This is a genomic window from Candidatus Lernaella stagnicola, assembly GCA_030765525.1.
GTDB lineage: Bacteria > Lernaellota > Lernaellaia > Lernaellales > Lernaellaceae > Lernaella > Lernaella stagnicola.
The window spans coordinates 1-15,202 of the sequence record JAVCCK010000007.1; the positions used below are offsets into that span (position 1 = coordinate 1).

Annotated in this window: 11 protein-coding genes; 7 read left to right on the forward strand and 4 right to left on the reverse strand. The window is 60.8% G+C overall.

From position 1 onward, the window contains the following. The coding region (locus P9L99_02610; GenBank protein MDP8222227.1) for a hypothetical protein at positions 1-604 on the forward strand (604 nt) is incomplete at its 5' end. Here the strand turns inward: P9L99_02610 and P9L99_02615 are convergent. Continuing rightward, positions 601-2,277 (reverse strand): hypothetical protein, encoded by a 1,677-nt coding sequence (locus tag P9L99_02615; protein ID MDP8222228.1) that lies wholly within the window; start codon positions 2,275-2,277, stop codon positions 601-603. The genes P9L99_02610 and P9L99_02615 overlap by 4 nt on opposite strands. 76 nt (positions 2,278-2,353) lie before the next feature. Between P9L99_02615 and P9L99_02620 the strand changes: the two genes are divergently transcribed. The 3 genes from P9L99_02620 (at position 2,354) to P9L99_02630 (ending at position 6,020) form a co-directional block, all read left to right on the forward strand. Continuing rightward, positions 2,354-3,565 carry an NAD(P)/FAD-dependent oxidoreductase gene (locus P9L99_02620; GenBank protein ID MDP8222229.1) on the forward strand — a complete coding sequence of 404 codons (1,212 nt, stop codon included), beginning with the start codon at positions 2,354-2,356 and terminating at the stop codon, positions 3,563-3,565. A gap of 117 nt (positions 3,566-3,682) precedes the next feature. Then, entirely contained in the window at positions 3,683-4,636 is a 954-nt protein-coding gene (locus P9L99_02625; GenBank protein MDP8222230.1) for a cytochrome b5 domain-containing protein, read from the forward strand. 115 nt (positions 4,637-4,751) lie between these two features. Then, positions 4,752-6,020 (forward strand): coproporphyrinogen III oxidase family protein, encoded by a 1,269-nt coding sequence (locus tag P9L99_02630; GenBank protein MDP8222231.1) that lies wholly within the window; start codon positions 4,752-4,754, stop codon positions 6,018-6,020. Here the strand turns inward: P9L99_02630 and P9L99_02635 are convergent. Both P9L99_02635 and P9L99_02640 read right to left on the reverse strand, forming a co-directional pair. Next, positions 6,017-7,687, reverse strand: coding sequence for a radical SAM protein (locus P9L99_02635; GenBank protein MDP8222232.1), 1,671 nt, complete (start codon positions 7,685-7,687; stop codon positions 6,017-6,019). The two genes, P9L99_02630 and P9L99_02635, sit on opposite strands and share 4 nt — an antisense overlap. Before the next feature lie 359 nt (positions 7,688-8,046). After that, the gene (locus tag P9L99_02640) at positions 8,047-10,452 is read right to left on the reverse strand and encodes a Tex family protein (protein ID MDP8222233.1); all 2,406 of its coding nucleotides are present in this window, start codon (positions 10,450-10,452) and stop codon (positions 8,047-8,049) included. Positions 10,453-10,848: 396 nt separating this feature from the next. On the opposite strand from P9L99_02640, the gene P9L99_02645 reads away from it, so the two are divergent. The 3 genes from P9L99_02645 (at position 10,849) to P9L99_02655 (ending at position 14,202) form a co-directional block, all read left to right on the forward strand. Continuing rightward, positions 10,849-12,333 carry an amidophosphoribosyltransferase gene (locus tag P9L99_02645; protein ID MDP8222234.1) on the forward strand — a complete coding sequence of 495 codons (1,485 nt, stop codon included), beginning with the start codon at positions 10,849-10,851 and terminating at the stop codon, positions 12,331-12,333. 69 nt (positions 12,334-12,402) lie between these two features. Beyond that, positions 12,403-13,479 (forward strand): tocopherol cyclase family protein, encoded by a 1,077-nt coding sequence (locus tag P9L99_02650; GenBank protein ID MDP8222235.1) that lies wholly within the window; start codon positions 12,403-12,405, stop codon positions 13,477-13,479. A gap of 27 nt (positions 13,480-13,506) precedes the next feature. Beyond that, positions 13,507-14,202, forward strand: coding sequence for a DUF697 domain-containing protein (locus P9L99_02655; protein MDP8222236.1), 696 nt, complete (start codon positions 13,507-13,509; stop codon positions 14,200-14,202). 17 nt (positions 14,203-14,219) lie between these two features. On the opposite strand, the gene P9L99_02660 is transcribed toward P9L99_02655, so the two are convergent. Further along, the gene (locus P9L99_02660; protein ID MDP8222237.1) at positions 14,220-15,200 is read right to left on the reverse strand and encodes an ABC transporter ATP-binding protein; all 981 of its coding nucleotides are present in this window, start codon (positions 15,198-15,200) and stop codon (positions 14,220-14,222) included. Positions 15,201-15,202: the final 2 nt, after the last annotated feature.

The window sequence follows — 15,202 nt, forward strand, 5'->3', positions numbered from 1 at the left end:
CGAGGCGCTGTCCAACTGGGGCGCGGCGTTGGCCACGCTCGCGGACCTTGCCGAGGGAGCAGAACGGGAGTCGCGTTTGCACGAGGCGATCGGTCGGTACGAGGCGGCGGTGGCGGCGAAGCCGGACAACCACGAAGCGCTATACAACTGGGGCTTGGCCTTGGGCGAACTCGCGGACCTTGCCGAGGGGGCGGCGCGGGAGTCACTCTTACGCGAGGCGATCGGTCGGTACAAGGCGGCGGTGGCGGCGAAGCCGGACAAGCACGAAGCGCTGGACAACTGGGGCACAGCCTTGGGCAAGCTCGCGGACCTCGCCGACGGAGCGGCGCGCACCGAACTGCTGAGGCAAGCGAAAGACGTCTTGAATCGCGGCGAAGAAATCAAGCAGGGCTCGTGCTCCTACAACCTCGCGTGCCTGCATTCGCTTCTCGCTGAATTCGATACATGCAGGAGAGACCTTGAAAGGTCTTGGGATGCGGACAAACTGCCGAAAACCGAGCATCTGGAAAAAGACACCGATCTCGACCCGGTGCGTGATCTACCGTGGTTCACCGAATTCCTCGAAAAAGTGAAAAACGCGCGGGGCGAAACCCCCGACAACTAAAACCCGGTGTTGAGTTCAAGCCACCAGGCGCCGGGGCCGCCGAAAGCGCCGACGTCGCCGCGGCTGCCGTCAGGGTCGGCCAGGAGCGCGTCGGGAGCGCCGGCGTCGATCAGCGGCGAATCTTCCGCCAAGCGGAAATCATCGGGCGGGTCAAGGAAGCCGGGCGCCGCCGAAAAGACACCGGGACCCGTGAAGGCTCCGGCGTCGGCCACGTCGCAGTAGTGCAGGCCGAACACGCCCGCGCCGCAGTCCGTACAGTTCAGGTCGCCGCCCAGGTAACTGTTGGTGATCTCGAAGCCGAGCGTCAGGAAGCCGCCGCCCGCGTCGATGGTCAGCCCCGAGTCGTTGCCGTAAAAAACCGCGTTGCGTATCCGCGCGCCGAGTTCCACGTTGAAAGGCCCACCGCCGCTCGCCCGCGCGATAAGGCCGTCGCCGTTTTCCGCCACAATGACGTTGCGAAGCAAGGGATTCGTGCCCGTGCGCGAGTCGGGGTCGGCATCCGTGCTGAGCAGCACGCCGATGTTGTTCCCAATGATCGTGGTCGCGGTGATCGAGGGGCCCGAAATCACGTCGGAGGCACGCACGGCTATCGCGGCGCCGTCGTTGTCGCGCAGCGCGCAGTTGAACACCGTCACCGAACGAAGGTCCTGCAACACGAACCCGTCACCGCCGCCGGTCACGATGAAGCCGTCGATGAAATCGCCTTCGCCCAAACGCCACACATCGGCACCCTGACCGTCGAGGATCGTCGGCTGCGACGGCACGTCACGGCGCCAAGTGTCGGGATCGAAACCGCCGAAGGCCAACACGGCGTGCAGGCTTTCGGCGTAAGGCGGATCGTTCAAGGTGAAGTTCGGATTCTCGGTGTACACGCCGCCCGCGACGTGCAGCGCGGTGAAAGACCCTTCTTCCACCAGGGCGTCGCTCGCCGCCTGCAACGAGTCGAACGGCAGTCCGCGCGATCCGTCGCCGCCGGGAGACGCGCCCGCGTCCACGTAGTGCACGGGGTAGGGCGGCAGGCAGCGCTCGATGGCGTTGGCGTCTTCGAAGCCACGCGCGTCCATCGCCCGCACGACGAAACACGCGCTGCGGCCGTTCGTAAGTTCGAGATGAATGTTCGAAAGCGTGACGTCGGTGGCGGCGGTTTGCACGACGGGCTGCAGTGTGGGCAACGGCTCGCCTTCGACGGGCTGGTAGATGCGGTAGATGACGGGCCCGTCGGCATCCCAGGCCGGTTGCCATTGCAGCGTGATTCGCTCGTCGCCGCTGTGGGCGTAGGCGATGCCGCGGAAGTACGGCGGCAGCGAGTAGGTTTGCGCGACCGGCTCAAGTTCGCGTCCCGCGGCCGTCACCGCCCAAACCGTCAGCGTCTGGTCGCGCTCGATGCGTATCGTCGCGGGATTATGGTCCGCGAGGAAATCGCCTTCCCAAGTGCCGTCGGCGAAATCGCGCCGGTAGAAAAGCATCGCGTCACATTCGCAGGATAGTGTCGCGGTGAAGGGGGCGGAGTAATCGCCGGCCGGATGGGAAATCTCGATCGCGCAGGCGTTATCAGTGGCGTCCGGCACGCCGTGACCGTCGCCATCGTCGTCGTCGCAGGCCGTGACGATGAACAGAAAAAGGAGTCCCAGAAGTAACGCCAAAGCTGCACGGAAATCGCCGATCGCTTTCATGTTCGGTCCTTTCCGACCCGAAGTCTCAGTATAGCATGCTTGCCGGGCGTTAGTGAATCCGCTACAAGTGGCTCCCATGCACGGCGGAACCCATAGCGAGGTGGCCATTGTCGGGGCCGGACCGGCCGGGGCGCACTTGGCGCGTCGCTTGGCCGAGGCCGGAGTGCGGGTGCGTTTGTTCGATCCGCAGGTGCCGTGGGAGAAGCCGTGCGGCGGCGGCATCACGCACAAGGCGTGGTCCATGTTTCCGGTTTTGCGGCACGAGGATTTGCCGCGCAACGAGGTCTACCACTCGCTGCAGATATCCCCCCACCGACGTTTTTTTGTCATCGACGAAGGCGACGCGCTGGTGATCACCTCCCGCCGCGCGCTGGGCGAAGTCATGCTCGGCGAAGCCACCGCGGCCGGCGCCGATTTCGTGCCGCTGCGGGTCTCAAACGTGGCGCGTGACGATCACCGCGTCCGACTGCTGACCGACGCGGGCGAATTCACCGCCGACTACATCGTCGGGGCCGACGGCGTGCGGTCGATGGTGCGCGAGGCGTTCTTAGGCAAGTTGCCCCGCGGGCGCACGCTGGGAGCGATCTGCCGATTTTACGAAGGCGGCCCCGAGGATCCCACGCTGATTCGCATCACGACGCAGCCCGGCTACGCCTGGGCGTTTGCGCGCCACGATTGTCTCGCCGTGGGAGCGGGATCGATGCAGCACGGCTTTGATTTGAACGGCGCGCTGGCCGACTTCATGCGCGATTTCTTCCCGGATCGTCAGCCGCTCGGGCCGCCGCAGGGCGCGCTCCTGCCCTACATGCACGACCTGAGCGCGTATCGCGAGAGCCGCTCGGGCAAGGATTGGGCCGTCATCGGCGACGCGGGCGGCTTCGTCGACACACTCACGGGCGAGGGGATCATTTACGCGGTGTGGTCGGCCGACTTGCTGGCGAACGCGTTTCTCGCCGGGCGTCCGCAAACCTACGATCGTGCTTGGCGCAAGGCGTTCGGCCCGCACCTGCTCACGGGCGCATACGTGGCCCGCTACGTGTTCAAGCCGCGTTTCATCGACAACTTCTTCGCCGCCATCACCGTGTGCCCGGCGCTGCGCGACATGTTTATGGATTACATATGGAACCTGCCGCCGTACCCCGTGTTGCTACGCCGGGCATTGGTGACGATGCCGCGCATTCTTCGTCAATGGCGTGATTTTCGGCGTCGCGGCGGCGTCATCGAGCGATCGCGTCTTGCGCCCTTTGAGGCCTTGGAGGGGCATGTCAATCTGCGCCTTGATGAGTAGGAATCGTCGATTTCCACACTTGGAATAACTTCCATTTCCCGGCGGACAACTTGACACTGCGGGCTTCGATTGCGTATCGTGCAGTCCACTTTCCAAGGGAAAATCAGGAGGATGTGGATGAAAGGCATGACTCGGTCGGAGTTGGCCGAATTCAACGGGCAGGACGGCAAGCCAACCTACGTCGCCTACAAGAGTAAGATCTACGACCTCAGCGCATCCAAGAAGTGGAAGAGCGGCAAGCATATGCTCAAACACGACGGCGGCGCCGACCTGACTAAGTCCATGGATGCCGCGCCGCACGGCGATGACGTGTTCGCCGAGTTTCCCATTGTGGCGCACCTCGTAACCGAGATGACCCACGCCGAACTGGCCGAACACAACGGGCAAGACGGCAAGCCCACATATGTCGCCTACCAAGGTAAAATCTACGACGTGTCCGAATCCAAGAAATGGAAAAACGGGCAGCACATGATGAAACACGCGGCCGGGCAGGACCTCACCGCGGCGATGGGTGCGGCCCCGCACGACGCGGCGGTTTTCGAGAACTTTCCCGCCGTCGGGGCGCTCGTCGAGGAAGAAGTCGTGGACGAGCACGTCACGATGGCGCCGTGGCCGTTGTCGACGATTTACAAAAACTTCCCTTTTGTGAAGCGGCATTCGCACCCGTTCGCGGTGCATTTTCCAATCGGCCTTATCCTCGCCGGTTTTCTATTTGCGCTGCTGCACCTTTTCTTCGGGCAGGGGCCGCACTACTACTTCGAACGCACCGCGCTGCATTTGGTTGTCCTGGGCACGCTCACCGCGCCCTTCGCGGTATTGACGGGCATGCAGTCCTGGTGGCTGTACTACGGCCTCGGCAAGACCTTCAAACTGATGTTCAAGCTGATCGGCGGCATCATCGTGACGGTCGTAGGCGCGATCATCATCTTGATGCACGTGGCGAACCCGACGGTGCTGACCGGCGAACTCAACTCGATCTCTTATCTGTACATCGGCCTGTACGGCGCGGAAGTACTCTTGGTGGCGACCGTCGGCTATATCGGCGGGCAACTCACCTTCCCGGATCACTGATTCGCATAAGTACGAGCTAAGGGCGGACCGTTCGGCATATGGCTAGGTTGGCCGTTTTGCCGCTCCCGTTCTTTTGGTGTACAACGAGCGCTCGGAAAGGGGCCGACGAAGCGCGATGTACTTGCTGGAACCGATCCTCAACACCTTCTACCGGCTGCAGATGCGGTCGGTCATGGACTTTGAAATCGGCGACGAGTTGCCGGCCAAGCCGCCGGGTGACGAGCCCTTGCTGCTGTACATCCACATCCCGTTTTGCGAGACGCTGTGCCCGTATTGTTCCTTTCATCGCTTCCCCTACGAGCGCGACGTCGCGGCGGCCTACTTCGATGCGCTGGGCGACGAACTGCGCTTATATCGCGACGCGGGTTTCGATTTCCAAAGCCTTTACATCGGCGGCGGCACTCCGACAATCGACCTCGACCGGTTGGGACGCACGCTGGAACTGGCGCGCGATCTCTTTTCGGTGCGGGAGATATCGTGCGAGACCAACCCCAATCACCTGGTTGGGGACCGACTGAACGCGCTGGCGGATTTGGGCATCGACCGGCTCAGCGTCGGCGTGCAGACTTTCGACGACGCCATTCTCGAACGCATCGGTCGCCTGGAGAAATACGGCAGCGGGGCGCAAATTCGCGATCGCCTCGCCGTGGCGAACGAACGCTTTCAAACGCTCAACGTCGACATGATTTTCAACATCCCCACACAAACCGAGGCGACGCTGGGCCGCGACCTCGACTACCTGACAGAGCTCCTGCCATCGCAGGTGACCTTCTATCCGCTGATGACCGCGCCCTCGGTGCTGGCCGAACTGCGGCGCACGGTAGGTACGGTGAGCTACCGGCGCGAGAAGCTTTTTTTCCGGATGATTCTCGAACGCATGCGGCCCGACTACCAGGACTCCACGGCGTGGTGCTTTTCGCGGCGCGACGGCATGGTCGACGAGTACGTCATAGCCTACGACCAATACGCCGCGGCGGGCAGCGGCGCCTTCGGTTACCTCGACGGCACGATTTACGCCAACACGTTTTCACTGGACGAATACTTTGAGAAAATTCGCGCCGGTCGCTTCTCCGTGGCGCGCCGCAAGCGTTTCTCGCGCCGCGACGCAATCAACTACTACTTCCTGATGAAGCTCTTCGGACTGACGTTGGATAAGCAAGCCTTCGCCGCCAAATTCGGACGCTCCTACGAGCGGGCGATGTTTCCCTTCCCGCCTTTGCTTCGTTGGACGGGCTCGGTGACCGAAGACGCCGATTTCGTTCGCCTGACCGACCGCGGCCGCTACTACTGGGTCGCCGCCATGCGGGAATTTTTCATCGCTGTGGATACGATGCGCGATCGCTGCCGCACCAACCTGCTCGAACCGCCTGCGGGGTTGCGCTAAGAACCGCTGGCTAGGTGCGTGCCATCGACGCCGGTCGGCGGCGTACGATGAGTGTTCTTCGTCGATTTTTCTTGCAGCTTCTTTTTCGCGGCGGCGAGCCTGTCGAGGAAGTCGCTGCGCCGGAAGTTGCGGACCCAGTTCCGGACGATGAAGTGTCCGCCCAATCGTATGGCGCGGGTGCGGAAGAAGAATTTGTACCAGTTGCGAAAGGCCGCCGCGAGGGGGCGGACGCGCAGTGAAAGCAAGGTCGTCACCGCCGGGAATACCATGAGCGGGAAGTAGAACATGATGTTGATGATCACGCGCCACAGATTCCCGAAGCTGTAGAACTTGCCCATGATTTGTCCGGAGGCATTTTGCAGTTGTTCGGGCGCTACCTCGCCGGCCGGTTCATACAGTGGAAACTGGCCGTCGTAGTACTCCCAACCCAGATCGTACAAACGCCCTTCGGCGGCGAGGCGGGTGCGCAATTCGGTGCCCGGTAGCGGAATCGCCAGAAGCACTTGCGCGGTGTCGATACGCGACTTCCGGATGAAATGCTTGAAGTGGTGCGTACGCTCTTCCACCGACAGATCGGCCTCCGGATGCTGTTTCCGGTGTTCCTCTCGGTGGGGGTAGCCGAAAATGAACATGCCGTGGATGAAGAAACCGTACCGCTTGAGGGTTTTGGTCCATTTGAGCATTTGCTTGGAGAGGTAGCCCTTCTTCATGGCGATCAGTTCTTCGTCGATCGGTGATTCGAAGCCGATCGCGAGGCCGTTGATGCCGGCGCGTTTCATGGCCTGCAGTAGTTCTTTGTCGCGGGCGTCGTTGATTCGCACCTGGACGGTCATCTGAATTCGCACGCCGGTTTGCTCGAGGTAATCGCCGAGCAGTCGGCAGAAACAAAGCGTGCCCTCGCGGTCGGCGGTGAAGTGGTCGCTTGCCTCGAAAAATTTCCGCGCTTCGCGCGTTTCGATCAGGTGGATGATTTCGTTCACGGTGCGGTTGGGAGTGGCGCAACGCGGTTTGCCCTTCACCGAGCAGAATTCGCAGTTCATGTTGCAGCCGCGGGTTCGGCTTACAGGGTAGATCTTGATGTTTGCGTAGCGGACCAGCGAGAAATCGGGGAAGGGCAGGTGGTCGAAAATCGTGCGCAGATCGCGATCCGGCGTGCGGTGTATCTCATCGCCTTCGCGGAAGGAGATGCCGGCAATATTGCGCCGGGCGTCGCGGTCGCTGATTCCTTGAAGAAGCTCAACTGTGGTCTCCTCGCCCTCACCATGGCAGACGGTGTCGATGCCGTTGGCCAACGCTTCCTCGGGCAGGTAGTCCACGTGCTTGCCGCCCGCGAGCGTCACGGCGCCGGCCTGCTGGTAGAATCGCGCCAATTCGAACACGCGCGGGACGGTCGAACTCAGCGACGCGTAGAATCCGACGACGTCGGCCGGACGGTCGGCCTGCAACCGTTGATGGTCAGGGCGTCCGTTTTTGTCGCGCGGGCAAAACTTATCGCGGCAATTGTTTTCGTCGATAACTTCGACGTCCCACCCGGGAATTTCACTCGCCACCGTGGCGACCGACACCGGCCCCAACGCCGTCGTCGTGCGCGCAATGGAACTGTAAATGTTGAAGTTGGGAAAGGCGGGAATGATGACGCGGAAGCGCCGTCTGGTTTCGTATTGCATGGTCGCGTATCCTCGAAAATTCAAAATAACGTCAGATGTAATTCTTCGCTGGTGAAGTTCTCGAACGCCATGAATTATTTGTAAAGGTTAACCACATTTGACATGGATTGAAGTGGAATCCGGCACCGGGAATTATTTATCAAAAATCGCGGCGAGCCCTACCTCTGCGTATTCAACTCCAACACCATGGGGCCAGGCACCAAAGCTTAAATTCTGAATACCTTATTTTTCGTAATGAATAAAGGCCAAAAACAACGAAAAAAGCAACTTTCTGCAAAACAAGTTGGTGCCAGGCACCAACTGTTTTCGACTGTTTGTTACAATACGTAACGGACGGGAAAACGGCGATAGGTTGAGGCCTATTTCTTCTTCTTGTCCGGGTCGGGCTTCATTTTGATTTTGTCGCCTTCCATGAACAGGCCCGCGAAGGGGCTTTCGTGGCGTCGGCCCTTGTCGCTATCGCGCTTGCCGCCGCTTTTACGTTCGTCGCGCCCGCGCTCTCCTCGGTCCCCTTTGAAAGGACGGGGGCGATCACCCTGTCGGCCGCCGCCTTGGCCTTGCCGGTCGCGTGGCGGGCGCTGTTCTCTCGGTGGGCGTTCCGGTTTGGGCGGTGCCTCGACGGTTTGCTTGATCGAGAGCGAAATGCGTTTGCGGTCCATGTCCACGGCGACCACTTTGACCTTAACCTTTTGCCCGACTTCGATGACTTTCGTGGCATCGTCCACATAGCGCCAGGCGAGTTCCGAAAGGTGCACGAGGCCGTCTTGATGCACGCCGACATCAACGAATGCGCCGAAGTCGGTCACGTTGGTCACTACGCCCTCTAGAATCATGCCGTCTTCGAGGTGGGCGATTTCCGTCACCCCGGGCGCGAAGCGTACCGGGTCGAACTTGTCGCGCGGATCGCGGCCGGGGCGGGCCAACTCGGTCATGATGTCTTTCAACGTCGGTAGGCCGACGTCGTCGCCGACATAGCGTTCCAGATCGACTTGCTTGCGTAGTTCGGTATCTTCCATCAACGCGGGAATATCGGTGTTCGCGTCGCGGGCGATCTGCTCCACCAACTCGTAGCGTTCCGGATGGACCGCCGAGGCGTCGAGTGGATTTTCGCTGGTGCGGATTCGTAAGAACCCGGCGCATTGGATGAAGGTCTTGGGGCCGACGCGCGGCACGTCCAACAGTTGCGTGCGACTGGCGAAGGGCCCGTTTTTGGCGCGGTGGTCGACAATGGCCTGCGCCGTCGACGCGTTCAGCCCCGCCACGTATTGCAGCAGTTGCGGGCTCGCGGTGTTGAGATCAACGCCGACCGCGTTGACGCAGCTTTGCACCGTTTCGTCCAACGCTTGTTTCAAATCGTCCTGGTTTACGTCGTGTTGGTATTGGCCCACGCCGATCGCCTTCGGATCGATTTTGACCAGTTCGGACAACGGGTCCTGGAGGCGGCGGCCGATGCTCACCGCGCCGCGCATCGTGACGTCCAAGTCCGGGAATTCGCCGCGCGCCACGCTGCTGGCGGAATACACGCTGGCGCCGCTTTCGTTGACGAGTACGACGACGGCATCGTTGAGCGAATCGCGGTCGAGGCCGCGTAGGAAGGCTTCGGTTTCGCGCCCGCCGGTGCCGTTACCCACGGCGATGGCCTCGACGCGATAGTGTTCGCAGTAGCGTTGCACCGTCGCCGCAGCTTCCTCACGGTCCTGTTTACCTTTGATCGGATATACGACGGTCGAGGCCAGCAAGTCTCCCTTGCCGTCCAGGGCGACCATCTTCACGCCGGTGCGGATGCCCGGGTCCAGACCCAGCGTCCATTTCGGTCCCAACGGCGGGGCCATCAACAACTTGCGCATGTTGGCGGCGAAGACGTGAATCGCTTCGTGGTCGGCTTTTTCGCGAAGTTTGTTTCTCACCCCAGCTTCCAACGAACGTTTCATCAAGCGGTCGTAGGCGTCTTCGCAGGCGAGATGCAAATGCTCGGCCAGCGGGCCGCCGTCGCCTCGAATCGCGAATTTCTTGATGATGTCCAGGGCTCGCTCGCGGTCCACGACAATTTCGTAGGTCAGATGTCGTTCGGAATCCCCGCGCCGGATTGCCAGGATGCGGTGGCTCGGTATTTTCGCCGCCGGCTCGGAGAAATCGAAGTAGTCGCGGAATTTCGCGCCTTGCTTCTCCCGGCCCTTGGCGACCTTTGAAACCACCTCGCCCTCTTTGAGCATGAGTCCGCGCACAGCTTGGCGGGTGTCGGCGTTTTCACTGATTCGCCCGGCGACGATGTCGCGCGCGCCCGCCCAGGCGGCCTCCACGTTCGCCACGCCTTTTTCCTCGTTGACGTATTCCTGGGCAATCTGGTCCAGATCGCCGTCGATGGGTTGTTGCGCCCAAATCAGGTCGGCGAGGGGCTCCAAGCCTTGAGAGATTGCCACGGTGGCACGAGTTTTTCGTTTTGGTTTGTAAGGCAGATAAAGGTCTTCAAGGCGCGCGGCGTCCGGGGCGCTTTCGATTTGTTCGCGCAATTCGTCGGTCAGCTTGCCTTGCTCCGCGATGGTTTTAAGGATCGTGGATTTTCGTTCGGCGAGCTTGACCAAGTAATCGTGCCGATCGCGAATTTGCGCGAGCTGCACTTCGTCCAGGCTGCCGGTGAACTCCTTCCGATACCGAGCGATGAAGGGAATCGTCGCGTCTTCGGCCAGGAGCGTTAACGCTGCCGCGACACCGGTTTTCGGTAGGCCGGTATCAGAAGCTACTTCGATCGCAAAATCGACACTCACGTTCGTTCTCCTCAATGAAACGATAGGTTTGAGATAGTTGCAAATCTGCGCTTATTGTCAAGATACAACTTCACCGGCGAGCGGTATTCGGCGAAAGGCCGGGCCGACCGCTACGGTCAGCGAAACGCCCGTGGTTTAACAGGGCTCGTTGTTGGGGCTTCCCGAGTGGCTCTTCGGACTCCGATCGTCGGGTCGCTGTTACGCCGTATTCTCAGCATCGATTTCTTGTTGTTTTCCGGCGATCCACGTGATTCGCCCATTGACCATGAAGGAGCTTCACGGTACAAGACATACGACCAAGAGGGCCGGGGTAAACCGGACTGCGGGCGCGATTTCCGCACACTTCCCTGCGGTTTCTTGATCCGGCAAAAAACATCATAAAGTGGGGTTAACAGCATGTGTGGTATTTTCGGACTCATCGGAAATGAACCCGTTGCCGCACGCTTGATGGCTGGAGCCGGGCGACTTCAGAACCGCGGCCATCGCAGCACGAAAATCTACACGGTCGACGGCAAATACTTCTACAACCACGGTGACACAAGGCCGGCCACGATCGCCTTTGCCGAATACGATCCGCGACGCCTGCGCGGTAACAGCGGCATTGTTCATACGCGCTACGTGACTTCCGGGAAAACATCTCACGATTTTTTGATGAGAAACATTCAGCCGGTTTTCACCGACCGTCCCGGCATGGCTACGTGCAATAACGGCGACCTGATCAACATGTACAGCCAGACGCAAAAGCTCAAGGAAATGGGTTTCTCCTTTCAGACCGAGGTGGACGCCAAGGTCATTCAGGCCACCCTGATTTCGTCGCTGATTCAGAACAAAGCCTACGTCTACGCCCACCAGAAACCAAACAAATGGCTACAGCATCTTTGGCAGGCGGTGGAACACGTTCAAAAAGAACTCGTCGGTGCCTATAGCGTCCTGTGCCTGATGGAAAACGGCTTACTTGCCTTCCGCGGTCCGCACGGAATTCGACCGCTGAGCATGGCTCACCGACTGGATGCTGAAGGCAATACTATCGAGGTCGGCTTTGCCAGCGAGTCCAGTGTTTTCAACTACTTCGGCGACTACCACGACGTGCGCGACGTGGAACCCGGTGAGGCCGTTTGGATCGACCGCCAATGGCTCAATCCGGTCAGCCGCGTCATCTCGCAGAGGCGCGAGGCGTTCTGCTTTTTCGAGTTCGTCTACTTTGCCCGGCCCGATACCATCATGCGGGGCAAACGGGTCGAAGTCATTCGCGCTGAACTCGGCGCCGTGCTCGCTCAAGAATGCGAAGACCTCGTCGACGATATCGACGTCGTTTGCGGATTGCCCGGCACCAGCGTCTCGGCAGGCCAGACCTTCGCTCACTTGCTGAACAAGCAATACCGCAACGCCATCATCAAGGTGGATAACCGGCGCAGCTTTCAAGAGGCGAACGACAGCCTGCGGAAAAAGGTGATCGACGAGAAATTCATCTTTATTCGCGACTTCATCGAAGGCCAGCGCATTGCGATCATCGACGACTCCAACGTGCGCGGCAACACCGCTAAAAAAATTGTCGCCCGGCTTTGGGAGCTCGGTGCCAAGTCCGTGCACATGCTCTATTACACGCCCCCCATCATCGGGCCGTGCTTTTATGGAATCGACACTCCGGACGAGACCAAGCTGATTGCCTGGAACCGTTCTTTGGAAGAGATTCGCGAGCTGCTTAATTGCACAACGGTGCGTTATATCACGCACGAGGGTTTGTATCGCGGCATCGGCATTGACGAAGACCGTCTTTGCACCGCCTGCATCACCCGCAAATACCCGACCGATACGGCCGAAGTCGCGAATCGCGCGCAGGGGCGGCAACAGGAACGGGACGACTCTCAAGAGCAAGGATAACTGCGTCCGATTCTTGAATCCGCGCCCCCGCGTCGTTATGGTACTTCTACTCCAGTCATCGAGGTTTTCATGACGCGTACGTTGGTGCTGGCCGGTGGTATGTGCTTGCTTTTCATCCTGGTTGGGCTTGCCTGCGACACCGACCAAGAGGCGTCCTTTACGAACGACGAAGACGTCGAGATCAATTGGCCCTCCACCGACCCGAACCGCTATCACTGGAACGGATTGACGAGCCCCTTTTTTGAAGGATGGTTTTTCCGGATTTCGGTACCCGGCGGCGGCTCGTACGCGTTTATTTACGCCGTGCAGAACCCCGGCGCAACGGCGTCGGAACCGTCCGGATCCCACGTCGTGGTCTTTCGAGACGGCGGCGAAATCGTCGAGGAAACGTTCGGAGTGGAACACTTCGCAGCCGATCGTGGTCGTTTCGATGTGACCGTCAATGATAACACGGCGGGGGCAAACCGTTTGACCGGCTCGTTGCGCGACGGCGATCAGCTCGTGACTTGGAACATCGAATACGAGGCGACGGAAGCCTGGAACGAAACCATGGGCGGATTAACTAATGTGCCGACCTTGCCGGTCAACTGGCACGTCGGCGCCTTGCGGGGACGCGCCACGGGGGAAATCTCGTGGGGCGGGCAAACCGAGCGATTCGCCGGCGCACCGATCTTTCAGGACCACAATTGGGGCAACTACTTCCCGGAAGGCTATGTCTGGATGCAAAGTCAGGAATTCCCGCGGCGTCGTGAGGCCGTGGCGCTCGCCGGCGGCGACATGGGTCTCGAAGCGGGAATGTTCGTCTGGCGGCGCGGAAACGAATTGATCGAAGTGCGGGCGCAAGACCTCGATTCACGTTTTACCTTCACCGCCGTCCCCGAAACCGGAGTCGTGACCGTTGATATCCAACGAGGCGATACGCGATATGTCGTCACGGGATTTTGGGAAGATGATATCCCGGCAACTCTGCCCACGCCGCGCCCCGAAGGTTTCCAACCGTTTACGAAGATGGCGTTGGCCGGGCGGATGCGCGTCCAAGAACTCGAGCGCCTCGGGGGGACGTGGCAACTCGTCGACGAGGTGTGGTCCCGCGGCGCCGGAGTTGAAATGGGAGGGCACTACGGGGGATTCGGCCAGGCGAATTAACCCCGCCACCGTCAAAAGGAGCTGGTGATGGAAATTAAGTGGGGAAAAATCAACCAAAAGGCGAAAGCCGTATTCGAGTCCGTGGAAAAGGCCGTGGCGTCGGTCGAGGACGTCCTGCGCGATGAACTTCAAGAGGAACGCAACAAGCGCGCCCCGGTCCGTCGTGTCATTCTCGCCTACAGCGGCGCGGCTGCGGCCGCCGCAGCCAATCCAATACCCTTTTCTTCGTTGGCGTTGTTGACGCCGATACACGTCGCCATGGTGCTGCACGTCGGGCAACGGATGGGACACGACATCTCGGTGGAAAACGCCGCCAAGGTATTCAAGCAGATTCTCGGCGCGGTCGGTCTATCGATTGCCGCGCGCATCGCCACCGGCGCGCTGATCAAAATCGGCCTGCCGGTCGTCGGGGGTGTGTTGCGCACGCCGGTCGTGTTCGCGCTGACCTACGGGCTGGGTCGAGTCGCCGAGGAGTACTTCGAACGCAAGAACGAGGGTTTGGACTTCGACGTACAAGCGGCGCGCCGCCTTTTTGAAGAAGCGATTCGTGAGGGGCGAGTGGAGGGGGCCTTCGCCGAGCAGCAAAAACAAGATCGCCAAGAGGCAACCGGCGAAACGAAGAAAGGACGCGCCGCGAAAAAGACGGCCGCTTCGGGGAAATCAGCCGCGAAGAAGAAAACCGCGACGAAGAAGAAAACTGCGACGAAGAAGAAAAAAGCCTGACAGTCAGTCGCGGCCGGTTACTCGCGGACGTCGGCGGGCGTTTCGCGGTGCAGCCAGCAAGCCACTTCGGCGGCTCCACATCGGAACACCGGTGGCGAATTGGTGCGGCAGACATCCATCACTTCCGAACAACGCGGGTGAAAGCGGCAACCGGCCGGGTAGTCGGTGGCCGGTGCGACGCGCCCGGGAATGGCCGCTTCGACGCCGCCCTTGTCCATCATGCGTACGGCGCGAAGCAGGCCGCGCGTGTACGGGTGTGCCGCCGTGTCGAATAACGCCCCCACCGGCGCTGTCTCGGCCATGCGCCCGGCGTAGAGTACGACGACGCGTTCGCATAGTTCGGCGACCACGCCCAAGTCATGGGTGATGAACAACACTGCCGCGCCGGTTCGGCGGCGTAGCTCGTCGATGAGGCGCAGCACTTGCGCCTGGGTCGTCACGTCCAGCGCGGTGGTCGGTTCGTCGGCGATCAGCAGCTTCGGGCGGGCCGCCATCGCCATGGCGATCATCACCCGTTGCCGCATGCCGCCCGAAAGTTGCCCGGGGTAGGCGCGCAGACGTTGTTTGGCATCGTCGATGCCGACCTCGGCCAACAGCTCGGCGGCTCGAGACCTTGCCGCCCGCGAAGGGAGTCCCGCGCGCTTGGTCAGGACCTCGCCGATTTGATTGCCCACGGTGAAGACGGGATTTAGGCTGGTCATCGGATCCTGGAAAATCATCGCGATTTCTCGGCCGCGTAGAGCGCGCCATTCATCTTCGCTGCGGCCGAGCAATTCGCGGCCCTGCCAGCGCACGGAACCGCTGATCCGGCAGCCCTTCGCAGGTAGCAGTCCCATGAGCGAAAGCGCCGTCACCGATTTGCCGCAACCGGACTCACCCACCAACCCGACGATTTCTCCCGGCGCTAGGGCGAAGCTCACGCCATCCACGGCGCGCGCCGGTCCACGGGGTGTAGCGAAATGAACTTGGAGGTCTGTGACGTCGATCAGAGAGGGCATAG

Bases quoted from the DNA above. Each gene is read 5' to 3' on its own strand.
- P9L99_02615 (MDP8222228.1), bottom strand. From the start codon at position 2,277: ATGAAAGCGATCGGCGATTTCCGTGCAGCTTTGGCGTTACTTCTGGGA.
- P9L99_02620 (MDP8222229.1), top strand. From the start codon at position 2,354: ATGCACGGCGGAACCCATAGCGAGGTGGCCATTGTCGGGGCCGGACCG.
- P9L99_02625 (MDP8222230.1), top strand. From the start codon at position 3,683: ATGAAAGGCATGACTCGGTCGGAGTTGGCCGAATTCAACGGGCAGGAC.
- P9L99_02630 (MDP8222231.1), top strand. From the start codon at position 4,752: ATGTACTTGCTGGAACCGATCCTCAACACCTTCTACCGGCTGCAGATG.
- P9L99_02635 (MDP8222232.1), bottom strand. From the start codon at position 7,687: ATGCAATACGAAACCAGACGGCGCTTCCGCGTCATCATTCCCGCCTTT.
- P9L99_02645 (MDP8222234.1), top strand. From the start codon at position 10,849: ATGTGTGGTATTTTCGGACTCATCGGAAATGAACCCGTTGCCGCACGC.
- P9L99_02650 (MDP8222235.1), top strand. From the start codon at position 12,403: ATGACGCGTACGTTGGTGCTGGCCGGTGGTATGTGCTTGCTTTTCATC.
- P9L99_02655 (MDP8222236.1), top strand. From the start codon at position 13,507: ATGGAAATTAAGTGGGGAAAAATCAACCAAAAGGCGAAAGCCGTATTC.
- P9L99_02660 (MDP8222237.1), bottom strand. From the start codon at position 15,200: ATGCCCTCTCTGATCGACGTCACAGACCTCCAAGTTCATTTCGCTACA.